Source organism: Shewanella sp. SNU WT4, from assembly GCF_006494715.1.
Taxonomy (GTDB): Bacteria; Pseudomonadota; Gammaproteobacteria; order Enterobacterales; family Shewanellaceae; genus Shewanella.
This window is the reverse complement of the sequence record NZ_CP041151.1, coordinates 2,977,285-3,000,803: the sequence shown is the minus strand read 5'-3', so window position 1 is coordinate 3,000,803 and position 23,519 is coordinate 2,977,285. Positions and strand designations below refer to the sequence as shown.

Below are 23,519 nucleotides of genomic sequence, written 5' to 3'. Positions count from 1 at the left end.
AGTAATGGCACATAACCCAGGTTTTGAAAAAATCGTTGAGCTTTTTCGTCCCCATGTAAAAGAAATTACCATAGAACAATATCAGGCCGAAGATGAGTGGCAACTTGTCGATGTGCGCGAAGATCATGAATGGTTAGTCGATCATTTACCACGCGCCATCCATATGGGCCGTGGCATTATCGAGCGTGATATTGAAACTAGAGTGCCAGATAAGAGCAAGCCGTTGTTGCTGTATTGCGGCGGCGGTTATCGCAGCGTCATGGCTGCCCATCATTTGCAATTAATGGGATACACCCATGTGGCATCGCTGATTGGCGGTTACAAAGCTTGGCAGCAACACCAACTGCCACTGGTTAAGGATTAACCATTAAGACGATTGTTGTCAGTATTAGCCTCTAGGAAAACATGCAGTATTTCCCAATCATGCTGGACACTAACCAGCTCAATATTTTAGTGGTGGGCGGCGGCAGCGTCGCTGAACGTAAGTTAACGCTCCTTGCCCGCACTCAGGCCAATATTGATGTTATTTCGCCAGCGATTACTCCAGCCATTGAGCAACTAGTTGCAAGCAAGCGTATACAATGGTTAGCGCATCACGCTGCGGCTGGCGATATTACTCATCACTATCAGCTAATTTATTTAGCCACAGATGATAGTGAAGTGCAGCAGCAATTAGCCGCCAAAGCCGCCAATCTTTCGATTTTAGTCAATGTGGTTGACACGCCTGCGCTGTGCAGTTTTATTACTCCAGCGATAGTTGATCGCGGCCGCTTACAAGTAGCCATCAGTACTGCAGGCGCGGCGCCTGTGTATGCGCGCACTATTCGCAGCCGCTTAGAGCAAGCGTTACCCGCCTCGTTAGCCCCGTTATTAGACTTTGTGGCTGAGCAGCGCGGCGCAGTGAAGCAAACATTTTCAAATGAAGATGATAGACGCCGTTGCTGGGAGCATTTTTTTAGCCTGAATGGCGATAGGTTTGATGATCATACTCCGTCCTTATTTCAACAGGCATTGGTCGCTAAGACTTACGTTTTGCCACCGCTATTGTTATTAGATGAACAGCTAGTTCCTCAATTATTACCTATAGCTGCCGTACCGTTACTGCAGCAGCTTGAATACCTGTTCCATCGCGCCCCGGTGGCTTTGGAGCTTAATGAATTAATTCGCCGAGATTGCCACCGCGAAGCCTTGATTGAAGTATCGGCGGCGCTTTCGCGCCAACGCGCTGGATATCGCACTATGCTGATTGCAGATAGTGATACCTTGGCATTAGCGGCAGCGCAATCTCCTCATTGTTTGACCTTGATTGCTGGAGCTGTACATGGCACCTAATGCCACGATTTTTAAAACCGAACTGCAGATTGCAGATATGGACCGTTTTTACTACCAGACTCACCATTTGACCTTAGCGCAGCATCCTTCTGAAACTGATGAACGTATGATGGTGCGCTTAGCTGCCTTTGCTTTGAATGCCTCAGAACATTTAGCCTTTTCAAAAGGCTTGTGTGTTGATGATGAAGCTGAGTTATGGGAAAAAAGTTTATGTGGTGACATTGAACTCTGGATTGAGTTTGGTGAAGCCGATGAAAAGTGGATTAAGAAGGCTTGTGGTCGCGCCAAAACCGTTAAGTTGTATACCTATGGTGGTCGCAGCGTACCTATCTGGTGGCAGAAAAACCAAGGGCCTTTGAGTCGTTATAAAAACTTAGAAGTGTGGGAATTCCCTAAAGAGCAAATTCAGCTATTAGCCAGTTTAGTGAAACGCAGCATGCGTTTGAGCTGCAATATTTCTGAAGGCGAAATGTGGCTTAATGATGATGATCAAAGCTTAGCATTAACTCCGCAGCGCCTGTATTAAGCGTTTGCTTCTATTGATATAAAGTTAACGGCCGCAATTGCGGCCGTTATTGTTTGATGCTTGCTCGGTTGGCAAGTGGGCAGGCAGTTATTGCTGCGCGGGCGCTGTGCGTTGTAATTCTTCTAAGGCGCCGCCATTAAAGGTGTGAGTGTAACCTTGCTCTATTAAGGTTTGCTGCGCCTTACCACTGCGATTACCACTGCGGCAATATAAAACCACTTCAGTGTCTTTGGCGATATCACGCTCAGCAAAAACTTGGGCGATTTGATCGACAGGAATATTAATCGCATCCGCTAAGTGTCCTTCGGCAAATTCCGCCGGGGTGCGCACATCGACGATTAACGCGCCATCTTGGATCATTTGCCAAGCTTGATTGTCCTCATCCGCGGCTTGTACGCTAGTTTGTAGACTTAACACAGCCAACAGCGTGACAGCAAAACCTGTAATTACTTTTAAAAATTGCATTTCCTTATCCTTTTGCAAGCTTAGCAGTTGTTATCTCAGCTTCTGACTTGATACCACAGTAGCGCATCACCATGGCCGCTGGACAGAAGCCGGTAAAAGCACTTTGAATTAAATTAACACCGACAAAGGCAGTAAGCCAGATAAAATGCGAGCTTACCCAGTGTGTTAGCACTAAAGATAGCAAAACCATGAAACCTGCAAACACGAATATAGATTTTTCGAGTGACATGTTATTTCTCCGTAATATAGCGTTTAGCTATGGCTGGGAAGCGGTTAATTAAACTGAAATATAGTACTGGGATTAAGATAATCGTGAGTAAGGTCGACACTAAAATGCCAAACAATAAACTCACCGCTAGGCCGTTAAAAATCGGGTCGCCTAAGATAAACAATGAGCCTATCATGGCGGCCAGTGCGGTTAATAGAATCGGCTTGGCGCGCACCATACCGGCATGAATCGCGGCTTGATCTAAAGGAATGCCTCTGGCTAATTCATGGTTAATAAAGTCGACCAGTAAAATTGAATTGCGCACTATGATGCCCGCGAGCGCTATCATGCCAATCATAGACGGGGCCGTAAATGGCGCCGCTAATAACGCATGTCCCGGCATGACGCCGATTATGGTCAAAGGAATAGGTGCCATGATGACTAACGGCACTAGGTAAGAGCGAAATTGCGCTACCACCAGTAGGTAAATGCCTATCATGCCGATGCCATAAGCAATGCCCATATCTCGAAAGGTTTCGTAGGTAATTTTCCACTCACCGTCCCACAAAATACTCACACTATCTAAGCCTGACGGCTGGCTAGCAAATGATTGCTGGTAGCCTAAACCCTGAGGCTCCTTGATGCGGCTAACCATATCAAACATGCCATAGAGCGGGCTATCAAGCTCGCCCGCCATATCGCCAGTAACCATTATCATAGGGATCATATTTTTATGCATGATGGGCGTGCTTATTTTGGATTTTTGGATAGTCACGACATTAGCTAGCGCCACCGCTTGCCCTTGCTGATTAGGCAAGGTCAGATTTAATACCTGATCTAAATCCATTTTCATGGACTCTTTAAGCTCAAGCCTAATAGGAATAGGAGTTTGTTGATGGCTTTGATGCAAGCTTGCGACATCTTTCCCACCAATGGAGGTCGTCACTAAGTCAACAATGCTAGCGTAAGAGACACCTAAGCTGCTGGCTTTTTGTCTATCTATGCTGACTTGCCACTGAACTTGCTGTGCTGGCAAAAAGATGTCGATATCAACCATGTCTTGGGTTTGTTCAAACAGAGTCTGCATTGCCATAGCCGCTTGCTCTCTAAGCTCAACACTCGGCGCGTATATTTCAGCAACCACTGGCGCCCACACCGGCGGCCCTGGTGGCACTTCTACCACTTGAATGCGCCCACCATACTGCTTGGCTATCTGAGTTAATTGCGGCCGCACTGAGGCGGCTATGGTATGGCTGTCACGCTCTCTTTGCGCCAGTGGCAGTAAGTTAACTTGAATATCGCCAAGCTCAGGCGTACTGCGTAAATAGTAATGCCTAACTAAACCATTGAAATTCATTGGCGAGCTTGTGCCTGCATAAGTCTGCACATGGCTTACTTCGCTCATCGTTAATAAGTGTTGGGATAACCCATTGAGTACCTTTTGGGTTTGCTCTAGGGTGGTGCCTTCTGGCATATCGAGCATCACTTGAAACTCAGACTTATTATCAAAGGGCAGCATCTTCATCACCACTAACTTGGCCACAGGTAAACTTAAGGCAATGGCAATCAAGGTAATAATGGCGGTGCTAAATAAATGGCGATTTTTTTTGGCATGCTGGCCAATAATAAACGGGCTAAGTAGTTGCTTAACTAGGGTCTCAAGGCGCGGTGGCACGGTGGCTGGTGTCTTTAATACTGGGGCGTGACGCAGAAGCTTACCGCTGAGCCAAGGAGTTACCATAAAAGCTATTGCCAGAGAGATTAACATGCCCATACTAGCGTTGATGGGAATAGGGCTCATATAAGGCCCCATCAAACCGCCCACGAAATTCATGGGGAGTAAGGCGGCTATGACAGTTAAGGTTGCCAGAATTGTTGGACCACCAACTTCATCTACAGCTTTGGGGATGAGTGTTGTCATCGGCGCATGACTTAATGCCATATGACGGTGAATATTCTCAACCACTACTATGGCATCATCGACTAAAATGCCGATAGAAAAAATCAAAGCAAATAGAGAGATACGATTTAACGTAAAACCCCATGCCCAACTGGCAAATAACGTCATAGCAAGGGTGATTAAGATAGCAACGCCTACCACCACAGATTCCCGCACTCCCATGGTCATAAGTACGAGTAAGACCACCGCCATAGTGGCAAACATCAGTTTATAAATCAGCGTATTTGATTTCTCTGCCGCCGATTCGCCATAGTTACGACTAACCACTGCTTCGATGTTATGTGGGATTAACACGTTATGCATCAAGGCGAGTTCATCAGTAATAGTGGTGGCTAAATCAACCGCATTGACCCCCGCTTGTTTGGCGATGGCGATAGTTACAGCAGGAAAGCTGCCGCTATTATCTTGAAACCACACATTCGCATCACTGATATCGGCGCCTAAATGTATCGATGCAATATCGCCTAAATAGATAGGCTGCGGGCCGTTACTTGATGGGATTACGGCCACAACAATATCGGCGACTTCTTGCTCTGATTGTAAAAACTGACCAGTTTTTACCTTAATGACTTGATTATCTTGTACCAAAGATACCGGAATCGACGCATGGTTGTTATCGTTAAGGCTGGCTTGTATTTTTTCAATACTGAGGCCAAAGCCATTAAGTTTGATGGGGTCAATCCGAATATTAAGCACTAACTCTTGCTGGCCGACTAAGCTAATTTCGCCCGTGCCTGCAATGCGTTTTAACTGAGTTTTTAAGCCGGTAGCGACTTGGGTTAATTGCTCGGCACTGACATTCATATCGTGGGAAAAGAGATTGATGTTCACTATGGGAACGTCATCTATGCTTCGCGGTTTGATCAGTGGCTCACCAACTCCAGCTTGCCTTGGCAGGCGATCCATATTGGCATAAAGCTGATTATAAAGAGCAACTATGGCGTCATTGCGAGCTACTCCCACCTCAAAAACCACTATCAACATAGCGCCGTCGGCTTGTGACATTGAATATAAGGTGTCTATGCCCTTAATTTCTGAAATTAATTGCTCAGCAGGCAAGGTGACTAGGTTTTGCACTTCCTCTGGGGTTGCGCCTGGGTAAGGAATAAAGACGTCAATAAAAGTCACATCTATCTGCGGATCTTCTTCTTTGGGGGTGACAATAATGGCAAAAAGTCCCATGAGTAGCCCAAGCAATGCTAATAACGGCGTCATAGGGTTTGTTTGAAAAGCTGCCGCCAAGCGCCCAGCTATGCCTAATTTTTGAGAGTTCGCTTCCATGAGATACCTATTGCGCCTGGTGCTGGCTTGGTGACGCTGCGCCTGTCACTAATACTTGATAAGGGTTTATAGCAATCTTATCCCCTGCGCTTAAGCCTGAGAGTATCTGCACTTGCCCATTGTGGGTTTCACCTAAGCGTACTTGTGTCAGTAAATATTTACCTTGTTGCCAAAGATATACCGCTGAGAGTTGATTTAGATGGTAGATGGCAGTCTCTGGTATCTGAATTTGCTCTGCTTGATGGCGGGTAAAGCTGACCTTAGCCGAGCTTCCTGGGCTGAGATTGGTTAATTGTGATGGCAGGCTTAAGCGCACCATATAAGCGTGGCTTTTAGGATCAGCAAAGGGACTGATCTCAGCTGTGATGTCAGATAACACTCGGCCATCACTTAGGCGTATGGTAAACGCAGGCTCGCGAGTTAATGCTGCTAGGTAACGCTCAGGAACCCAAGTCACAGCGCGCATGGCTTGATTTGAATAACCAGACAGCAGTGCTTGCCCAGGTTGCACGGTTTCACCCATTTCGACATGACGAGCCGTGACTATCCCTGAAAATGGCGCAAATACTTGGGTGTATTTGACATTTTCAATGGCTTTATCGACCTGAGATTGCGCTGCATTGACGGCTTGAGTGGCAGATTTAGCATTGGCAATGGCTTTGTCCATGTCACCTTGTGATACAGCGCCTTGTGGAAACAGTTGTTTAAGCCTTTGCAACTGAGCTTGAGTTTCAATATTGATAGCTTTGGCACTGGCAAGTTCAGCATCAACTCGAGTTAATTCCGCCCCTTGCTCTTTGCTGGTCATGCGCAGTAATTCTGCGCCTTCAGGAACCCTATCATTGACATCATAATTAATGGCTAAAATACGCGCTGAGGTTTGGGCTGAGACAGTTGCATTTTTTACGGCTTCAATGGTGGCATCTAATGCTAAGGTTTGCTTGACCAGCGTTGGAGCGATAGTGATGAGATCCTTAGCGAAATGGTCATTGACTATTTCTTGATTGAGCATGGGCTCATTGCCAATGGCATCATTATTTTGAGCGAAAAGTAGCGGGGGGAATGCACTAACATTGAGCATTACCGCCAGTAAGGCAGTGCGGCGCATATTCATTATTGACCTCAATTCCATTGAAAAGCAGAGACAAACATCATCTATGCAAAAATTCTAATGGAATGCGAGGCAGACTGCAATCAATCCATTAGAAAAATATAATGGATTGATTGCATCAGAGGGTGGTTAATTAATCCTCTGAACATGTTGCCCGCGCAATCTCGCTCGTTTACGGGCGAGTCTAGCGGGCGGTAACTTCTCTAGATCTTTTTCAAGGACTTGGACGTTCTAATCGCCTTTTCGCTAGGAGGCGTATTCTGGTTTTTTATGTACTGCTTAACAACATCAAGGCTCGCCCCTCCGCAAGACACGACACAGTAGCTCGGAGACCAGAAGTGATTACCCCAAAGCATGGTTTTAATGCGATCCCAGTATTCGCGTCTAAGCATGTATGACGACTTTCCTTTTAGCTTGCTGACAAGGTTAGACACCGCCACCTTTGGGTGAATCGAGATCATCATGTGGATGTGGTTATTTTCGCCACCAAACTCTAAAAGCTCACAATTCATCTGCTTACACGTTTCTTCCATTATCTCTTTCGTTCTATCCAGCATCTCTTTGGTGAACACACCACGCCTGTATTTAGTCACAAATACTAGGTGCGCATTGTTCTTAAAATGGCAGTTTCTGCCTGTGCGCCATTCATACATATTAACCTCATACTAAATTAACAGCTGTAAGCGCAGTGTCATAACCTGAGTACAGAAAGCAACAAAGTAAACACAATGTTTACTGGCATTAAGCTACGCGCTAACCCTACATCAGACCAAAAGCTGGTATTAAGCCAGTGGATGGGCTGTGCGCGTAGTATCTGGAATGCCCTAGCCAGATTATCCGTAACAGTGCGGTTAGCTGGTATCAAACTTACCAGAAGTTCATGAAAGGCGGGTGTGGGAGACCTAAGCGAAAGTCTAAGGCTGATCGTGGCAGCATCCATTTAACTCGCGAGGTGTTCCGTTTCGACCGTTACGAAGATGGAAACCTGCGTCTATTCATCGGTACAAAGACAAATAATATTGGTTACTTGTCGTTTAAAGCGCATAACAAGTTCGAGATCCCGAACTCGCTGTATGTGCGCAAAGAGCGTGGTCAATAAATATTTAGCTCGCGTGCCAAAGTGACACAACGATTGCTTATTACACACTTTAAGACCATAATATCCATGTGACATTTTGACACAACAGGAGATAACATTATGGCTACTACTTTGCCTCGCATCACCGCTAGAGTTGATGTCGACACACAAGATTTACTTACAAAAGCTGCTGCTATTGCTGGCATGTCCAGTATTAATTCATTTGTTTTAAGTGCTGCAATTGAAAAAGCCAAACAAGTAATCGATCGTGAGCAAGCTCTAAAACTGAGCCAAGCTGACGCTATGTTGTTAATGGAAGCCTTAGACCGCCCTGCAACACCTAATCCTAAATTGAAAATAGCTTCTGACCGCTACGAGAGTAAAATTCAATGATGAATACGGTGCTTCTAGATAAAGATAAGCACGATAGAAACCGATTCAACTGTGGAGTCGAAGCTCTCAATAATTATTTAAAAGTAATGGCTAGTCAGCAAGCAAAGAAAGACAACACCAGAACTTTCGTTTTGGAAGATGATCACGACAACTCACATATTATTGGTTTTTACACGCTAACAATGACACCAATTGACTTAAAGGCATTGCCCGATAAGTTACAGAAGAAGCACCAATCGTCTACTTCAGGTGGTCTCATTGCTCGTTTAGCTGTCGATGACCGATATAAAGGGAAAGGCTTTGGCGAGTGGGTGCTTATCGACGCACTCCGAAAGCTATTAGCGGCTAGTGACAGCGTCGCCTTTCCTGTAGTTATCGTTGACGCCAAAGATGGCGCAAAATACTTCTATGAACGTTATGGATTTCAAGCGTTTCAACATTCAGAGAACAAACTCTTCATCACCATCGATGATATCAGAGCAAGTTTAGGCTAAATAACCGCTAGCCTTACGCTAACTAAGCCCACAGTTTGTTATCAAATGTTGTCGTTACTAGATCGCCCAAGATAATTGACTTAATGACGTCAGTTAAGTCACTGCCAACGGGGTCATTTCTCTACTTAATCAATCAAGTAATAAGTCACAGTCGATACCACTCTCACTTGCTTGATGTAAGGAGTATTGCTATCGCGATCGGTAATAGTGAATTGCCCTTGGCTCGCTTGCATAATTTTACCGAGCTGGGATTGTGAGTCTTTAGCGAACTTGTCGGCGACTTCGCGAGCATTTTTAGTGGCTTGCTGGATCATCTCAGGTTTAATGGTATTGAGATCATTGTAGAGATATTGCACCTTGCTATCGTAACCATCGGTTGCGAAGGTAATGCCTTCTTTCAATAAGGCTAAAATTAATGGCTGCGCTTTACGCACCTTGTCGACATCGGTGGAGTACACAGATATGGTGGCTTTAGCGCCATAGCGGTAGCGAACATTGGGGTCTGAATAGCCCTGAGCTTGTCTATCATCGATAGATGGCATGGTATTAGTAATTTCAGCATCGCTAAAGCCTTGTTCTTTCAAGAAGGCCACTATGATTTCACTGTTTTTACTGACATTTTGATAGAGTTGACTGAGATCGTTATCAACGACGCTAAATGGGATAGGCCAAATGGCAACATCGGCTTTAACTTCCATTTCGGCAAGCCCTTTTACCGTTACACTTCTATCTAAGGTTTTCATGGCGATGAGGCTAGTACTGGCTTGATAGCCAAGTCCAACTAGACCTGCAAAAATTCCCAATCCTAGTAGTGCCGCTGCAATAATATCTTTCATTATGTCCTTGCCCCTAGATTATCGATAGTGATGCCTTGATTGCTTCAAGTGGCTTCACTGTATCTAGTTGCGCAGCATTTGTACATTTTGCCCATAAAAAAAGCCGCGAATTCGCGGCTTTTGAGATTTCATTAATGTCTAGATTCGTAATCCAATGAATCCTAAATGATTAGAAACTTTGGCTGTACTGGATAGAGAAATAATTGGCACCAGTATTGGTAATTGCACTCAGGGTGCCATTAATGCCATTTAAAGATTGCTCAGTCACTTGAGTTTCTTCACCCATAACGTGGGCAAAACCTACATCTATGGTGGACTTATTGGTTAGGTTATAAGTTGCACCTACTGATAACCACTGACGGTCAGAATCTGGGATTGAAATAGACTGAATATCATCTACTACGCCTTGGTCAAAGGCGTAACCGGCGCGTAAGGTCCAGTCTTGGTTAAGGGTATAAGTACCGCCAACACTCAAGAACCATGAGTCTTTCCAGCCGTATTCTTTCAGGATTTCAGTGTTGCTACCCTTGTGTAAATCGACTGAGCTAAAGTTACTCCACTGAGTCCATTGCGCGGTATAAGACAGTGCAAACTTATCGGTCAACTGATGGAAACCTGCAAATTGAGCAATATCCGCCATCGGAACTGTCAGTTCATCATAATCAGCCATGCCAAAGGTGGCTGGATTCAGCTTTTGTAAGGTGCCTTCAACTTTCATATCAGGGCTAAAGCGATAGCTTAAACCAAAACGATTGTTGTCGTTGATTTCATAGGTGACACCAACAATACCGCCCAATGCGATGCCATCGGCTTCAACATCGACAGTCTTAACATTTGGTAAAAAGGCAATCTGTCCTTGACGAGTCAAGATACCTTCGCCATGGATAATGTCTAAACCGGCGCCAACACTCCAGTGTTCATTAATACGAGCAGAGACACTGACATTAAAATTCACGGTAGTAACTTCAGTCTTACCGATCAAATCGCCAGGAGCCTTGTTGCTGCCTGCCAAATCAGTCGTATCAGTACCTGTGCCATAGTTGGAGAATACGCCTAAACCAACGGCGAAGGTGTCATTGATAGGCTGAATATAGAAGGCGTTTGGAATGACTTTAGCTTCCGCAGCATTGTCCTGATGGCTATAAGACTCAGTCGATGGGCCACGATTCCAGCTCGCATCACTGACTTCTACGCTTACATCCGCATAGGTTAAACCAACGGACAAAGATTTCTCATCAAACATGGCCATGGCTGATGGGTTACGCGCCAACACTGATGCATTATCAGCGATAACAGCATCACCGGCAAAAGCACGACCAATACCTGTGGCTGATTGGCTATTTAATTGAAAGCCTGCGGCCATGGTTTGCGCACTGAGTAAAGTCACTGCTGTGGCTAATAGAGTCTTGTTGAACATTTTCATTATTATCATCTCTTATTATTGGCACAGTGCGATACTCTGCCTTTTTAATGGCTGTATGTTAGGGACTGGTGACTAATGCCACAACTCCGACCAGAGATAAATGGCTGTTAATAAAAAGTTAAGTCGCTGTATAATTTTAGGTTTTGCTTATTTTGGTCGCGAGATGCTGTTTTGTGTAAGTTGTTGTTATTTGAGTATTTTATTCTGAGCTGGTACTTTGGGTTGGGAAAGTTAGTTCGCTGGGATGGCATCAACATAGCGTTACAATAAATAAAAAGCACAGTCGCTGACTGTGCTTTTTTAATGCAATGATTTTGCGTTTTTGGCGATAAATTAACTTTTTAGCCTAGGTCTTGCCCTAAATTTTGCTCTAGGTTTAAGCCGTTAGGGGCGTTTAACTCCCAAGGAAAGGCTAATGCCATCGCTAGATAAGCACTGCAATAACGCGTTAATGAGGCTCTTAAAAGCGTTATAACTGCTGCTTGAAGCGTTCAAACTGCGCTAGTGTTGCAGTGTTAGGTTTAGAGATAAGGCTCACAAGATAGCCAGTGATGGTTGCTGCAATAAATCCTGGGATAATTTCATAAACATCGAAAATACCTCCGTTTAACTGCTTCCAAATCACCACAGTAATGGCACCGGCTAAAATCGTGGCCACTGCGCCATCACGGCTATAGTCTTTCCAAAATAAGGCCAGTAATACTACAGGACCAAAGGCGGCACCAAATCCAGCCCACGCATAACTCACCAGTTCAAGTACGCTTGCCTTAGGATCGAGCGCGAGTACTGTGGCTATAATGGCAATCACTAACACGCCAGCACGGCCAACCCACAGCAATTCTTTATCACTTGCTTTTGGGCGCAGCCACTTTAAATAAAAGTCTTCAGTAATTACGCTTGAACACACCAATAACTGTGAATCAATGGTGCTCATAATGGCCGACATGATAGCCGCAATCAGTAGACCTGCGACCCAAGGATTAAAGGCCACTTGCACTAATTGAATAAAGACAGTTTCAGGGCTTGCTAAGGTGTTACTGAAATAAATATGGCCACTAATACCTACGGCCAAGGCTCCGATTAAGGCTAACGCCATCCAAATCATGGCGATATTGCGTGATAACGGAATCGCCTTATGATCTTCAATCGCCATAAAGCGGCTTAAAATATGGGGCTGGCCGAAATAACCGAGTCCCCAAGCTAATAATGAGGCAACACCTAAGAGACTGGTATTGTCATTAATCAGACTGAAATAGCTCGGGTCGAGTTGATTAAGATTATTGATGGCTTGTGGCTCAGTAAAAATAGTGACGGGCACTATGATTAAGGCCAGTAACATTAAGCAGCCTTGAAAAAAGTCAGTCCAGCTGACGGCAAAAAAACCACCAATAAAGGTATAAGATACTATGATGGCTGAGCCTATGATTAGCGCCGTGACATAATCAAAGCCAAAGACTTTTTCAAATAAAATGGCGCCGCCAACCATACCTGACGCTGAATAAAAGGTGAAAAATAATAAGATAGTAATGGCGGAAACAAACTTGAGTAAGCCTTTATTATCTTGAAAACGGTTTTCAAAAAAGTCAGGCAAGGTCAATGAATTACTCGCAAATTCGGTATAAATTCGCAGGCGTTTAGCCACTAAGTTCCAATTGAGTAAGGCCCCCATGATTAAGCCTATGCCGATCCAAGCTTCTGATAACCCGCCAAGATAGACAGCGCCAGGTAATCCGAGCAACACCCAGCCAGACATGTCCGATGCGCCAACACTTAAGGCCGTTACGGCGGGCCCCATCTTGCGGCCACCCAGAATATAGTCATCAACCGAATCTGTGGCTTTATAGGCCCAAAATCCTATGCCAAGCATGAGGATGAGATAAGCACTAAAAGTAATTAAAATAGGTAGTTCAACAGTCATAACGGGGAATTCTCATTATTATTAGCGACACTAGTGCATGACCAACTCCAGCAAAACTGTTTGGTCAAAGATCTTTAATCAAGGTTTACGCGGGTGAGTGATGGATAATCCATCAGTAGATAAATTATAGCTTGCTGATATGCTAGCAGAATATGGCTTACCTTCGCAAACAAGGTAAGCCATTCCAGTATTAGATAAAGCTGGTTTCTATGTGTGAGCGGGTGGTGATTAATGCTTGTTGGTTATTGGCCACCAGTAACATATAAGCATTTGGAGTACTGTACGCAGCACCGATATAGTCATCATCATTAAAGTTGCTAGCTAACTGAAAACGCTCGTCTTTAGGCACTATGTATAAGGTAACCTTTTGATCCCCTTGTTGTAATACTAGGTGAAGCGATTTAACGCCCTGAAAGTCACAATAAGTGGCGTATAAGATATCCCCGGGCGTTGTGACAAAATGTTCGCTACTGCCTGGGAATAGTTGCGCTAACTTTGCATTGACCATAGCGATAGGCACAATCGACTCGCTTTGTAGCGCTTTGGTCTCATGATGCGTATGAGCTAAGGCATGTTCACTTAAATTAATGGGCGCGAGTCTTAATAAGCTCAAGGTCATCACACTGATAAAAGCTATGGAGGCCGCGATAGCAAAGCTCATTCCCATTCTTCGTTTTACGATTGCGTGGCTTTTTAGCTGACTATTAAGTAGCAACTTGTCTGCCAGTAATGGCGGTGGGGGGACAGCTAGCGCCCGATGTATTTTGCTATCGAGTGTTTGCATTTGTTCCAAAAAATCGGCTTTATCGGCATGAGTCGCCGCTTGGATAAAGTCTTCATCTTGGCAATGTGGGTCAATGACCGCTTGCCGACGAAAGTGTAATTCATCCATTGTTCACATCTCTTATCTGGTTAAATTCAAGAAGATCTTTTAATTGATTGCGCGCGCGAAATAAGCGAGTCAATACAGTGTTCTGGTTCAATTCAAGAACCTGGGCTATCTCTTCGCCAGTAAAGCCTGCGATGACTTGCAGTAATAATGGCTCACGATATTCAGGCTCTAGCTTAGCGATTTGACGGCGCAATAAGGTTTGTTCCATTTTCTGCTCGAGGGTTAGATTGATATTGTCCTCTAACTGACCTTCTTCAGTATCTGTATAGTCAAACTGTTTGCGTTCGAACCGCCGTGCATTCTCACGCCTTAAAATGGTGATAAGCCAAGCTTTCGCCGCTTTTTCATCTTTTAAGGCATCTAATGACTTCCACGCACGCAAGAAAGTTTCTTGCGTGATGTCTTCGGCTACATGTCGATCACCACAAAGCCAGTAAGCATAACGAAATATATCGGCATGCAAAACCTTCACTAGGGCGTCGTATCGTTTTTGTTTATTCAGCATGTCATTATTGACCGTACTTGGCTGAATTTTATTTCGAAGTTTTGTGAACATAGTCATTCATGCAGGCGGCGATAATATCAGCTTAACCTAAAAGTGAGCAGAGGCAATGGGTATGCTTGTGTTTAACTGAGATAGAGGCGATGGCTGAAAGGATAGCAATCTTAAGCGGATTAGCAGGTTAACGCACAACATGGGCAGCACCGCTTATGTTATGCGTTAACCTCTAAAATTAAGGGGCAAGGGCTAAGGATTAAGTGCACTTAATTCAGAGCGTTGCAGGTTCGCAGGCGCTAACTGCTTAATCTCTTTTAATAGCTGTGTGCATAATGCGGCGCTATCGTGATTTTCCTCTTGGCCATAGGCGTGGCGTTGTAACTGAGCTAAGGTTGCCGCCACTGCGGGCGCGTATCCGGCTAGTTCAACTAGCGATAGGTTAACCCCTAACTTATCACTGCAGACACTGGGCACTAACGTCATTATGGTGCCAATGGCTTGTTGCTCACAGGCGCGCTTGAGCGCCTGTTCATTAGCTTGAGTTGGCGCCATTTGACTGTGAGTTAAGTGCGCTGGCGCGGCATTGAATGATGTTTTGCGCGCGCGCCACCAGGCCCATAGGGTGATTAACCATAGGATGGCAAAGCCTAAACTTAGCCATGGCCATAGGCTGCTATTATTCAATTGTGTCAGTGCCGAGTTGACTGACACACTCTCATCACCATCTGTACTATTGATGGCATTGCTTGATGAATTACCTAGGTTACTGCTTAATGCCGATGGTGTGCTAGTGGCCATAGCTGATGGCGCAACATCAATCTGCCGCTCTGGCAGCGTGGCATATTCAACCCGTGTTAACTGCGGATTCCACCAAGGAATACTGATGGCGGGTAAGGTTAAAGGGCCTGGCTGCGTTGGCACCATAGCAACCGTTTGCGTTAGCTGTGATATTAAGCGTCCCTCACGTAAAATGCTCTGGCGCACAGGTTTTTCAGGGTAGAGCTTCACATTAGCTGGCGCCTTAACATTCAGGCTAGGGAGATTGTAATCTTCGGCGTTGGAGGCAACCAGAGTGAAGGTACGAGTAATTGGAACCCCCACTTCAAATGGCTGTTGATCATCCCACTTTTCCGACAGCATGGCTAAATCTGCGACCCACCATTGACCGTTAAAGTCGCTTGGCACATCTAATACGTCTAAGGTGCTATCTTCTGCGCTGGCTTGCACTGGGCGACTTTCATTAAAGGCAAATAAGTTAGTGGATTGATTTTGATTGATAATATCGCCGTTAAACTTGGCGCCAACTAAGGTGACTTTGCCAGGCGTATCTATGGTAATACCATAAACGCGTTCAATGACCCGATAACGTATGCCATTAACTATCTCAGTGCTGTCCTTGTCTTCACCTAACTGCTTTACTTGCGCCCCTTTAATTTCCGGCGCGCTAATTACCCCGCGCTGTAAGTCTTTAGCTAAATACAACTTAACCTGATAGGTAACTAGTTCATCAACATAAGGCTCAGATTTCGATAGCTTTGCCTTTAACATGACATCTTGGTTATGCATTGCATTTGGCGTATCAGCAACCACCTCAAGGGTTATCGGTGAGCTTTGTATGCCATCAATGCTAAAGGCTGGAATAGTCGTAGTGCCGACTTGTTTGGCCGCTAATAAAATTTGCCAACGGGTTTCCTTGCTCGCATCGAAATTAATGATTTTAGTGCTGCGACTGACACTGGTTCGCCCAATAATAAAATCCTTAGCTAAGGCTGAGGTATTGAGCGCGTTATTGGCGGTATCATCGTTAGCTGTGATAGTTAACGCAAAGTATTCATTTTGCATGACTGGATTGCGATCCACTTCTGCGGATAATCGTGTCACCTGCGCATGGGTGAAAAAGGGGATTAACCACAGCAAGAAAAATAGGGATTTGGTATTTACCACTGTTGTGCTTCCTTATTGGTGTTGCCTTGCATTTGGCGCTTTTGATATTCAAGCTGCATTTTATTGCGTAGCAGGATCTGGGGATTGTCGCTGACAGCGTTGAGCATGCGCTGCATCTCCGCGGGTAATGGCGGTCTTTGTGGGTCAGTGGTTGCTGACGGCATACCTGCTGTAGCCCCTTCTGTATTGCCGGCAGCCTCATTTGCTGCGCTTTGAGCCGCTTGGCTATTGCCTGCGGCTAACTCATCTGCTGAGCTTGGCTGTGACTTATCATGTGTTGCCTCTGTTTCTTTCCCGTAGCTAGTGTCACCGTTGGTTGGCGACTTAGCCTGGCTATCGTTAGGGTCTGCCAGCATGGGCGCTTGATTGCTTGGCTCATGTTGCTGTTCATCTGAGTCATTAGGCTTAGATTCATCAGGGGTAGATTCATCTTGCTTGGGCTCATTAGAATTGGACTCATCAGGCTTAGGCTCATTAAGATTTGATGCAGAAGCTTGCTCAGATTTCTCATCTGACTGAGCATCATTTCCCCCTTGTGACTGACTCTTATCAGCATCTTGATGTGCTGGGGTTGCGGTGTCGTCAGCAGGGGTTGGCTGCTCGCGTTCGCTGCTCGCCTCTTGATTTGCTTCAGACTGTGATGATGACTGCTTCGATGCTTGGTTTGAGTCAGAATTTGAACCAGAGTTTGGTTGTCCACTGGGCTCATTTGACTGTTCAGCACTTGAGGATTCTTGGTTCTGCTGGCTGTCTTCACCCTGATTGTTTTGCTGTTGATCTTGGCCGGACTCGCCAGATTGCGAGTCTTGCTGTTGTTGTTGTTCTTGTTCTTGCTGTTGCTGTTGGTGGAGCAATTTTTCTGCCAGTGCCAAATTTTGCTTAGCCTCAGTAAAATCCGGCGCTAACTGAATGGCTTGCTGGTAACGCTCTTTAGCGGCCTCATATTGCTCGAGCTGCATTAAGGCATGGCCTTGATTATAAAGACCATTGGCACTGTTATCTTTACTAAATTCAGCGAGTGCTTGCTCATATTCTTTCGCCTGATATAAAGCGGCGCCGCGCCACTTAGCGTCAGTAAAAGTATCGGCAGCTTGTTGATATTGTCCCTTGGCATAAGATGCTTGCGCTTGTTGATCTTGGGTGTGCCATAAATCATCCCAGCTACTGGCTTGTGCCTTCGGCGCGATGACACTTGAGGTTAATAACAGACATGCGAAGACGGCATTGGCCAATATCCCATGCCGGAAGGTTAGCAACACGGGCAATAACAATAATAGGGCGATATAAGGACCAAGATCTTGCCACTGCTCACCTTGAATATCGGTAAGCTTGGCGTTATGGGTCACCTTTGACCAGTCAATCACTTGTTGCACATCTGCGCCATTAACACTCATAGGCACAAATAAGCCATCATTCGCTGCGGCCAACTTCGCCAGTAATCCCATGTCAGTTTTGGCTATGATCACTGCGCCTTGATTGTCTTTTTGCAATTGGCCATCAGGAAAACGAATGGCGGCGCCGGCTTCTGTGCCTATGGCCATCACGGCCAAGCGATTGTGGCTGCCACTGAGTACTCGTTGCGCTTGTTCATATTGCTCCCGATTAATGCCATCGCTAAATACAATAATATCGCCATCTTGATAGCCAGCTTGCTTGAGTAACTGTTGAGCTAAGGCTATGCCTGAAGCTATGTTAGAGCCTTGGACTGGCATAATCTCCGGGGTTAAGGTTGGCAATAAATTGAGTAAGGTTTGCTTGTCACTGGTTAATGGGCTGATGGTAAATGCATCACCCGCGTAGGCCACAAGTGCGGTATCGCCTTGAGTGAATGCTTTAATCAAATCAGTGGCTCTAAATTTTTCTTGAGCTAAGCGATTTGGGGTTAAATCGTCGGCAAATAACGAGTTAGACATGTCTAAAACTATCACTCGGCCTTGATTAGCGGCAAAAACCGGTGTGGCTTCTTTGGTGATGGCAGGCCCAGACAAGGCTAAGATACTTATCAGTAACATCGATGCTAACCACACGAGTGACTTCTTACGGGTCGCTGTGGCAGGGGACACTAATAACCGACTCAAATGACTGGCAATATAATTATTCCAGACCGACGCGCTGCGCTGCACGCGCCATAAATAAGCGAGTAAGAATGGCACTAATGGCAAGCTCAATAGCCATTCAGGTCGAATAAAATGCAGCATAATTATTTACTCTCCACATAACGGCTGGGCTTGTTGACTTGCCATAAGGCGAGAGACACGCCGACCAACAGCATCATGGCTAATGGCCAATAAAAGAGTTCAGTTTTTGGCTGATAACTTTGCGCATCGCGGCTAACGGGCTCAAGTTTTTCAATGGCGTTATAAATTTGCTCCAGTTCTTTAGGATTACGGGCGCGAAAATATTGACCGCCAGTCATAGACGCTATGCTTGCTAAGGTTGACTCATCTAAATCGGCGGATGGATTAATTTGCTCGGCGCCAAAAATGCCACGGCGGGTAAGAGTTTCAGCGCCTATGCCTATGGTGTAAATAGTAATACCGCGTTTGGCCGCGATTTTAGCTGCAGCTAATGGCTCAATATTACCGGCATTACTGCTGCCATCTGTGAGTAAAATTAACACTCTATTACTGTCTTTTAGGTTCTCAAAGCGCTTGACCGCAAGCCCAATCGCTTCACCTATGGCGGTTTGTTTGCCGACTAAACCAATCTGCGCCTCTTGCAGGTATTGTTTAACACTGCGTCTATCTTGGGTGAGTGGCGCCTGCAAATAGGCATGATCGGCAAACAGAATTAAACCGATGCGATCGCCTTGGCGCCGTTCAATAAAATCGCTTAATACATGCTGAATAAGGGTGAATCTATCCACCAGAGTATTGTTCACTACCATGTCTTCAATTTGCATACTGCCAGATAAATCTACCGCCACCATTAAATCACGGCCATCTGTGGGTAAGGGGATAGGCTCACCTAACCAAGTAGGACGCGCTAATGCCATGAGCAGCAAAACCCAGATTAAGTAGAGGGGTAAGCTGGCCTTAACCGTGCTTGGCTGGCTTGGCGCTGACGTCATAGTGGCAACGCCTGGCAATTGCAGTTCACCGCCAGTGACAGCTTGTTGCTTACGTAGTAACAATAAGGGCAAAGGTAAAAGTAAAAATATCCAAGGCCAAGTGAGGGTTAACATACTAATTTCCTCTGACTTTGCGCGCGAGTTGGCGGCAAGGCTTGTACTAGCCAGTGCTGAGCCAATGCTTGTAGCTGTAAGGTTTGAGCGTCAGTGAGTGCTTTGCCACTAAAGCGCTGACCTAATAAGGGCTGCCATTGGCCACGCCTATGGCTGGCTAAATCTTGATCAAGCCAAGTAAACCACGCCTCATCATTGAGGCTGGCAAGACTGTGCCTTGGGTAGTAACTCATGGCGGCACGCTTTAGTAATATATTGACTTGATTGCTAAAGTCCGGCTGCTCGCGTTTGAGTTTGGCAAGTAACGCTAAGGCTTGCTTGCGGGCGCGGCGCTGCTGTTGCCGTTTCTTCATCCATAACACTAACGCTAGGCAGAGGATGATAATTACACCCAGTACTAACCAATAGCCGATTGCTGGTGGCCAACTGCCAATCTCAGGCGGCAGTTGGATATCTTGGAGTGAGGCCAAGGGTGAGTTGGCCATAGCGACATTGCTCACTGTCTTATCCTAATTTGGGTAATTGTTGCGATAACGGTAGTCCGGCGTCGATAAATCGTGGCTGGATTTTTAGTCCGCGCAACATAGTCACATATTGCTGTTGTTGCTGTAGCTGCTGCCTTAGCCATAACTCGTAACTGGGACGATTAAGCCAACGCTCAACATTATGATCGCGTACGGGTAATTGAAATTGTGGCGGCAGCGCTAGCTCGCCTTGGCGCAGTGGGTCGGTAATGATAAACGCGGCTAAATCGCAATGTCGGCGTACTAAGCTTAACGGCGCTTGGCAAGCTGGGGTCATGTTAAAACCATCACTGATGAGGTAAATCAATGAGCCGGGTTTTGCTAAGCGCACTAAGCGTTCACACGCGCGGGTTAAGTGATCAGGATCGGCTGGCGTGTGGCTAAACTGCTGCAGCTGCTCAGCATGCATGCTAGTTATCGTATTGATAAAAGGTAATATCCCCGCTTGACGACTACGAGGTTTGAGCTCTTTATGCTGATGCTCCGACACTATTAAGCCGCCTAAGCGATCACCGTGACCAATGGCCGCCCAACTTAAGGTTGTGGCTAAATGGGCGGCTTGCACGGCTTGCAGCAATAAACTGGAACCAAAGTACATGCTATGGCTCAAGTCCAACAGGATAATGACTGGGCGCTCACGTTCTTCCACAAATAACTTAGTGTGGGCTTGGCCAGTTCTCGCGGTTACGCGCCAATCAATAGTGCGGACATCATCGCCTTGCTGATAATGACGTACCTCAGCAAATTCCATCCCACGGCCTTTAATGGCGCTATTGCGATGCCCGGATAAACTCGCGCGGGCACGCCCCAGTCGTTCACTTACGACTGCTGCTTGTCGCTGACAGGCAAGTAATTCGTTATCACAGAGCGAAATGCCATCGGCAAACAATGGCATGGACGAAGGTAAATTCATATCTAAGGTACCGCTACCACTGACAATAAGTGATCAATGACCTGATCGCGTGTCACCCCTTCGGCTTGCGCTTGATAGCTAAGTAGCAAACGGTGGCGCAACACATTAGGGGCTACCGCTTGAATATCTTCAGGCGAGACGAAATCACGCTGTTGCAACCAAGCGCGGGCACGGGCGCAGCGCTCAATCGCTAAACTGGCACGCGGACTCACGCCGTACTCTAACCAGCCTGCCAGTTCCTGACTATACAAAGCAGGTTTACGGGTGGCGTTAATAATATCCACAATATAGTGCTCTAACGGTTCGGCTAAATAGAGCTCCAATGCTTCTTTTCTGGCTTCAAATACATCTACTTGCGCAATAGGCTCCACTTTTAGCTGGTGATCGCTTAAGGCCTCGTTACGGGATAATCGTAGAATTTTCAGCTCAGTTTCGGCGCTGGGGTAATCAAGGTTGAGATGCATTAAAAAACGGTCAAGCTGCGCTTCTGGCAGTGGATAGGTGCCTTCATTTTCTAACGGGTTTTGAGTGGCCATCACCAAAAACAATTCCGGTAGCGGGTAGGAGTGCTTACCCACAGTCACTTGTCCTTCAGCCATAGCTTCTAATAAGGCGGATTGCACCTTGGCAGGCGCGCGGTTGATTTCATCGGCCAAGATCAGATTATGGAAAATAGGACCGGCTTCAAATTCAAATTGACCGGTTTGAGCGCGATAAATATCGGTACCGGTTAAATCGGCAGGCAGCAAATCTGGGGTAAATTGAATGCGATGAAAATCGCCCTCAACGCCTTCACATAAGGCTTTTACGGCGCGAGTTTTGGCTAAACCTGGAGGGCCTTCAACCAGTAAATGACCATCGGCAATCAGCGCAGTTAATAAGTTTTCAGTGAGATCTGGCTGGCCCAATACTTGTTGATTGAGATAATGGCGCAAAGAATGAAATCGACTAATTGGCATAAAAGGTACTCATTCACTTATAGATGGCAGATATAGACAAACGACAGTGTAAATAGTTTCGATGAAATTGGAACTCGTGTATCTATTAATTGTTTTACATGGAAAAAGTTGCACAAAGTAGGTAAATTTTAATAATAAACAAACAAGTGTTTTAAACCTAGATGGAAATAGTTAGAATCTGATCACACTTTTATTGGTCAGACCTGTTAAGTGGGTTGTCAGCACTCAGCAGCAGACGGACAAAATAATAACAAGAGGATGACACATGCATGCTAGACAAGATTTGACCACGCGCAGCGGCGAGCGTATCGCCATAGTCGCAGGTCTGCGTACGCCATTTGCCAAACAGGCGAGCGCCTTTCATGGTGTATCGGCCTTAGATATGGGCAAAATGGTCGTCAATGAGATGATTGCTAGGGCAGAGTTAGACCCTGCATTAGTGCAGCAACTTGTGTATGGCCAAGTGATACAAATGCCTGAAGCGCCAAACATTGCTCGTGAAATCGTACTAGGTACGGGCATGAATGTCGCCACCGATGCTTACTCAGTTAGCCGTGCCTGTGCCACTAGTTTTCAATCTGCCGTCAATGTGTGTGAGTCGATGTTAGCGGGCAATATTGATGTGGGTATCGCCGGCGGCGCAGATTCCTCGTCAGTGCTCCCTATTGGTGTGTCAAAAAAGTTTGCGCGCGCATTAGTTGATTTAAATAAAGCGCGCAGCCTTGGTGATAAAGTGGCTATTTTCCGCCGCCTTGGCTTAAAAGATTTACTGCCAGTACCGCCCGCAGTGGCTGAATATTCAACCGGATTGTCCATGGGGCAAACCGCTGAACAAATGGCAAAAACCCATAATATAAGCCGTGAAGATCAAGACGCATTAGCGCACCGCTCGCATACCTTAGCGGCCCAAACTTGGGCTTCCGGGGTATTACAGCAAGAAGTGATGACGGCGCATGTGCCACCTTTTAAAAAGTTTATTGATATAGATAACAATATCCGTCAAGACTCGCAGTTAAGCTCTTATGCCAAATTAAAACCCGCCTTTGATCGCCGTCATGGCACAGTGACCGCCGCCAACAGTACGCCTTTAACTGATGGCGCTTCAGCCATCATTATGATGACAGAAAGCCGCGCTAAAGCGTTAGGTTATCAACCAATCGGCTATATCAAGAGCTATGCCTTTACAGCCATTGACGTGTGGCAAGATATGTTAATGGGCCCATCTTATGCCACGCCATTGGCGTTAGCGCGCGCCGGCATGCAGCTTGAAGATTTAACCTTAATCGAAATGCATGAAGCCTTTGCCGCGCAAACCTTAGCCAATATGAAAATGTTTGCCTCCAAGAAGTTTGCCGAAGATAAATTAGGCTTAAACCGCGCCATAGGTGAGATAGATATGGATAAGTTTAATGTGCTGGGCGGCTCGTTAGCTTACGGCCATCCTTTTGCCGCAACAGGCACGCGTCTTATCACGCAAGTGTGTCATGAACTTAAGCGCCGTGGTGGCGGTTTGGGGTTAGCGACAGCGTGCGCAGCCGGTGGTCTTGGCGTGGCAATGATTTTAGAGGTGGAGTAACAC

23 protein-coding genes are annotated in these 23,519 nt (G+C 45.9%); 7 read left to right on the top strand and 16 right to left on the bottom strand.

What is annotated here, in order from left to right; genetic code table 11:
- The first annotated feature begins 4 nt into the window (after nucleotides 1-4).
- The 3 genes from FJQ87_RS13355 to FJQ87_RS13345 are packed head-to-tail and all read left to right on the top strand — an operon-like array spanning nucleotide 5 to nucleotide 1,858.
- Complete coding sequence (locus FJQ87_RS13355) at nucleotides 5-364, top strand: rhodanese-like domain-containing protein (protein ID WP_140933059.1); 360 nt, start codon at nucleotides 5-7, stop codon at nucleotides 362-364.
- Between the two features lie 41 nt (nucleotides 365-405).
- Entirely contained in the window at nucleotides 406-1,332 is a 927-nt protein-coding gene (locus tag FJQ87_RS13350; RefSeq protein WP_140933058.1) for a bifunctional precorrin-2 dehydrogenase/sirohydrochlorin ferrochelatase, read from the top strand.
- Nucleotides 1,322-1,858 carry a YaeQ family protein gene (locus FJQ87_RS13345; RefSeq protein WP_140933057.1) on the top strand — a complete coding sequence of 179 codons (537 nt, stop codon included), beginning with the start codon at nucleotides 1,322-1,324 and terminating at the stop codon, nucleotides 1,856-1,858. Before FJQ87_RS13350 ends, FJQ87_RS13345 begins: the two co-directional genes overlap by 11 nt.
- 87 nt (nucleotides 1,859-1,945) lie before the next feature.
- On the opposite strand, the gene FJQ87_RS13340 is transcribed toward FJQ87_RS13345, so the two are convergent.
- The 5 genes from FJQ87_RS13340 to tnpA form a co-directional block, all read right to left on the bottom strand.
- The gene (locus tag FJQ87_RS13340) at nucleotides 1,946-2,323 is read right to left on the bottom strand and encodes a rhodanese-like domain-containing protein (RefSeq protein ID WP_140933056.1); all 378 of its coding nucleotides are present in this window, start codon (nucleotides 2,321-2,323) and stop codon (nucleotides 1,946-1,948) included.
- Nucleotides 2,324-2,327: 4 nt separating this feature from the next.
- Nucleotides 2,328-2,552 (bottom strand): DUF2892 domain-containing protein, encoded by a 225-nt coding sequence (locus tag FJQ87_RS13335; protein WP_140933055.1) that lies wholly within the window; start codon nucleotides 2,550-2,552, stop codon nucleotides 2,328-2,330.
- Nucleotide 2,553: 1 nt separating this feature from the next.
- Nucleotides 2,554-5,772, bottom strand: a complete 3,219-nt coding sequence (locus FJQ87_RS13330) for an efflux RND transporter permease subunit (RefSeq protein ID WP_140933054.1) — start codon at nucleotides 5,770-5,772, stop codon at nucleotides 2,554-2,556.
- 7 nt (nucleotides 5,773-5,779) lie between these two features.
- A complete protein-coding gene (locus tag FJQ87_RS13325) occupies nucleotides 5,780-6,886 on the bottom strand; it encodes an efflux RND transporter periplasmic adaptor subunit (protein WP_168195198.1) in 1,107 nt (368 codons plus the stop codon).
- Nucleotides 6,887-7,086: 200 nt separating this feature from the next.
- Nucleotides 7,087-7,536, bottom strand: coding sequence for an IS200/IS605 family transposase (tnpA, locus tag FJQ87_RS13320; RefSeq protein WP_140933052.1), 450 nt, complete (start codon nucleotides 7,534-7,536; stop codon nucleotides 7,087-7,089).
- A 75-nt stretch (nucleotides 7,537-7,611) separates the two neighbouring features.
- Between tnpA and FJQ87_RS18860 the strand changes: the two genes are divergently transcribed.
- From FJQ87_RS18860 to FJQ87_RS13305, 3 genes are all read left to right on the top strand, one after another.
- The gene (locus FJQ87_RS18860; RefSeq protein WP_240778722.1) at nucleotides 7,612-7,767 is read left to right on the top strand and encodes a helix-turn-helix domain-containing protein; all 156 of its coding nucleotides are present in this window, start codon (nucleotides 7,612-7,614) and stop codon (nucleotides 7,765-7,767) included.
- A gap of 314 nt (nucleotides 7,768-8,081) precedes the next feature.
- A complete protein-coding gene (locus FJQ87_RS13310) occupies nucleotides 8,082-8,354 on the top strand; it encodes a DUF1778 domain-containing protein (RefSeq protein WP_140933051.1) in 273 nt (90 codons plus the stop codon).
- Nucleotides 8,351-8,848: a GNAT family N-acetyltransferase gene (locus tag FJQ87_RS13305; protein WP_140933050.1), complete on the top strand. Its 498-nt coding sequence runs from the start codon at nucleotides 8,351-8,353 to the stop codon at nucleotides 8,846-8,848. The genes FJQ87_RS13310 and FJQ87_RS13305 overlap by 4 nt, the downstream gene beginning before the upstream one ends.
- 125 nt (nucleotides 8,849-8,973) lie before the next feature.
- Here the strand turns inward: FJQ87_RS13305 and FJQ87_RS13300 are convergent, their stop codons facing one another.
- The 11 genes from FJQ87_RS13300 to FJQ87_RS13250 all read right to left on the bottom strand — a co-directional run bounded on the left by FJQ87_RS13300 (nucleotide 8,974) and on the right by FJQ87_RS13250 (nucleotide 21,940).
- Nucleotides 8,974-9,684, bottom strand: a complete 711-nt coding sequence (locus FJQ87_RS13300; protein ID WP_140933049.1) for an SIMPL domain-containing protein — start codon at nucleotides 9,682-9,684, stop codon at nucleotides 8,974-8,976.
- Nucleotides 9,685-9,853: 169 nt separating this feature from the next.
- The gene (locus FJQ87_RS13295; RefSeq protein WP_140933048.1) at nucleotides 9,854-11,107 is read right to left on the bottom strand and encodes an outer membrane protein transport protein; all 1,254 of its coding nucleotides are present in this window, start codon (nucleotides 11,105-11,107) and stop codon (nucleotides 9,854-9,856) included.
- A 469-nt stretch (nucleotides 11,108-11,576) separates the two neighbouring features.
- Entirely contained in the window at nucleotides 11,577-13,025 is a 1,449-nt protein-coding gene (gene putP / locus FJQ87_RS13290) for a sodium/proline symporter PutP (RefSeq protein WP_140933047.1), read from the bottom strand.
- A gap of 190 nt (nucleotides 13,026-13,215) precedes the next feature.
- A complete protein-coding gene (locus FJQ87_RS13285; RefSeq protein ID WP_140933046.1) occupies nucleotides 13,216-13,917 on the bottom strand; it encodes a DUF3379 family protein in 702 nt (233 codons plus the stop codon).
- The gene (locus FJQ87_RS13280; protein ID WP_140934121.1) at nucleotides 13,910-14,473 is read right to left on the bottom strand and encodes a sigma-70 family RNA polymerase sigma factor; all 564 of its coding nucleotides are present in this window, start codon (nucleotides 14,471-14,473) and stop codon (nucleotides 13,910-13,912) included. Before FJQ87_RS13280 ends, FJQ87_RS13285 begins: the two co-directional genes overlap by 8 nt.
- Nucleotides 14,474-14,665: 192 nt before the next feature.
- The gene (locus FJQ87_RS13275; RefSeq protein ID WP_140933045.1) at nucleotides 14,666-16,360 is read right to left on the bottom strand and encodes a BatD family protein; all 1,695 of its coding nucleotides are present in this window, start codon (nucleotides 16,358-16,360) and stop codon (nucleotides 14,666-14,668) included.
- A complete protein-coding gene (locus tag FJQ87_RS13270; protein ID WP_140933044.1) occupies nucleotides 16,354-18,558 on the bottom strand; it encodes a VWA domain-containing protein in 2,205 nt (734 codons plus the stop codon). The genes FJQ87_RS13275 and FJQ87_RS13270 overlap by 7 nt, the downstream gene beginning before the upstream one ends.
- A gap of 2 nt (nucleotides 18,559-18,560) precedes the next feature.
- Nucleotides 18,561-19,544, bottom strand: a complete 984-nt coding sequence (locus tag FJQ87_RS13265) for a VWA domain-containing protein (protein ID WP_140933043.1) — start codon at nucleotides 19,542-19,544, stop codon at nucleotides 18,561-18,563.
- Nucleotides 19,538-20,044 (bottom strand): DUF4381 domain-containing protein, encoded by a 507-nt coding sequence (locus tag FJQ87_RS13260; RefSeq protein ID WP_140933042.1) that lies wholly within the window; start codon nucleotides 20,042-20,044, stop codon nucleotides 19,538-19,540. The genes FJQ87_RS13265 and FJQ87_RS13260 overlap by 7 nt, the downstream gene beginning before the upstream one ends.
- A 4-nt stretch (nucleotides 20,045-20,048) precedes the next feature.
- On the bottom strand, nucleotides 20,049-20,981 hold the full coding sequence (locus FJQ87_RS13255; RefSeq protein WP_140933040.1) for a DUF58 domain-containing protein: 933 nt from the start codon (nucleotides 20,979-20,981) through the stop codon (nucleotides 20,049-20,051).
- A gap of 2 nt (nucleotides 20,982-20,983) precedes the next feature.
- The gene (locus FJQ87_RS13250; protein ID WP_140933039.1) at nucleotides 20,984-21,940 is read right to left on the bottom strand and encodes a MoxR family ATPase; all 957 of its coding nucleotides are present in this window, start codon (nucleotides 21,938-21,940) and stop codon (nucleotides 20,984-20,986) included.
- Between the two features lie 265 nt (nucleotides 21,941-22,205).
- On the opposite strand from FJQ87_RS13250, the gene fadI reads away from it, so the two are divergent.
- Nucleotides 22,206-23,516 (top strand): acetyl-CoA C-acyltransferase FadI, encoded by a 1,311-nt coding sequence (gene fadI, locus FJQ87_RS13245; protein WP_140933038.1) that lies wholly within the window; start codon nucleotides 22,206-22,208, stop codon nucleotides 23,514-23,516.
- Nucleotides 23,517-23,519: the final 3 nt, after the last annotated feature.

Excerpts from the sequence above, each read along its gene's own strand:
- FJQ87_RS13355 (WP_140933059.1), top strand. The coding sequence starts at position 5 with ATGGCACATAACCCAGGTTTTGAAAAAATCGTTGAGCTTTTTCGTCCC.
- FJQ87_RS13350 (WP_140933058.1), top strand. The coding sequence starts at position 406 with ATGCAGTATTTCCCAATCATGCTGGACACTAACCAGCTCAATATTTTA.
- FJQ87_RS13345 (WP_140933057.1), top strand. The coding sequence starts at position 1,322 with ATGGCACCTAATGCCACGATTTTTAAAACCGAACTGCAGATTGCAGAT.
- FJQ87_RS13340 (WP_140933056.1), bottom strand. The coding sequence starts at position 2,323 with ATGCAATTTTTAAAAGTAATTACAGGTTTTGCTGTCACGCTGTTGGCT.
- FJQ87_RS13335 (WP_140933055.1), bottom strand. The coding sequence starts at position 2,552 with ATGTCACTCGAAAAATCTATATTCGTGTTTGCAGGTTTCATGGTTTTG.
- FJQ87_RS13330 (WP_140933054.1), bottom strand. The coding sequence starts at position 5,772 with ATGGAAGCGAACTCTCAAAAATTAGGCATAGCTGGGCGCTTGGCGGCA.
- FJQ87_RS13325 (WP_168195198.1), bottom strand. The coding sequence starts at position 6,886 with ATGAATATGCGCCGCACTGCCTTACTGGCGGTAATGCTCAATGTTAGT.
- tnpA (WP_140933052.1), bottom strand. The coding sequence starts at position 7,536 with ATGTATGAATGGCGCACAGGCAGAAACTGCCATTTTAAGAACAATGCG.
- FJQ87_RS18860 (WP_240778722.1), top strand. The coding sequence starts at position 7,612 with ATGTTTACTGGCATTAAGCTACGCGCTAACCCTACATCAGACCAAAAG.
- FJQ87_RS13310 (WP_140933051.1), top strand. The coding sequence starts at position 8,082 with ATGGCTACTACTTTGCCTCGCATCACCGCTAGAGTTGATGTCGACACA.
- FJQ87_RS13305 (WP_140933050.1), top strand. The coding sequence starts at position 8,351 with ATGATGAATACGGTGCTTCTAGATAAAGATAAGCACGATAGAAACCGA.
- FJQ87_RS13300 (WP_140933049.1), bottom strand. The coding sequence starts at position 9,684 with ATGAAAGATATTATTGCAGCGGCACTACTAGGATTGGGAATTTTTGCA.
- FJQ87_RS13295 (WP_140933048.1), bottom strand. The coding sequence starts at position 11,107 with ATGAAAATGTTCAACAAGACTCTATTAGCCACAGCAGTGACTTTACTC.
- putP (WP_140933047.1), bottom strand. The coding sequence starts at position 13,025 with ATGACTGTTGAACTACCTATTTTAATTACTTTTAGTGCTTATCTCATC.
- FJQ87_RS13285 (WP_140933046.1), bottom strand. The coding sequence starts at position 13,917 with ATGGATGAATTACACTTTCGTCGGCAAGCGGTCATTGACCCACATTGC.
- FJQ87_RS13280 (WP_140934121.1), bottom strand. The coding sequence starts at position 14,473 with ATGTTCACAAAACTTCGAAATAAAATTCAGCCAAGTACGGTCAATAAT.
- FJQ87_RS13270 (WP_140933044.1), bottom strand. The coding sequence starts at position 18,558 with ATGCTGCATTTTATTCGACCTGAATGGCTATTGAGCTTGCCATTAGTG.
- FJQ87_RS13265 (WP_140933043.1), bottom strand. The coding sequence starts at position 19,544 with ATGTTAACCCTCACTTGGCCTTGGATATTTTTACTTTTACCTTTGCCC.
- FJQ87_RS13255 (WP_140933040.1), bottom strand. The coding sequence starts at position 20,981 with ATGAATTTACCTTCGTCCATGCCATTGTTTGCCGATGGCATTTCGCTC.
- FJQ87_RS13250 (WP_140933039.1), bottom strand. The coding sequence starts at position 21,940 with ATGCCAATTAGTCGATTTCATTCTTTGCGCCATTATCTCAATCAACAA.
- fadI (WP_140933038.1), top strand. The coding sequence starts at position 22,206 with ATGCATGCTAGACAAGATTTGACCACGCGCAGCGGCGAGCGTATCGCC.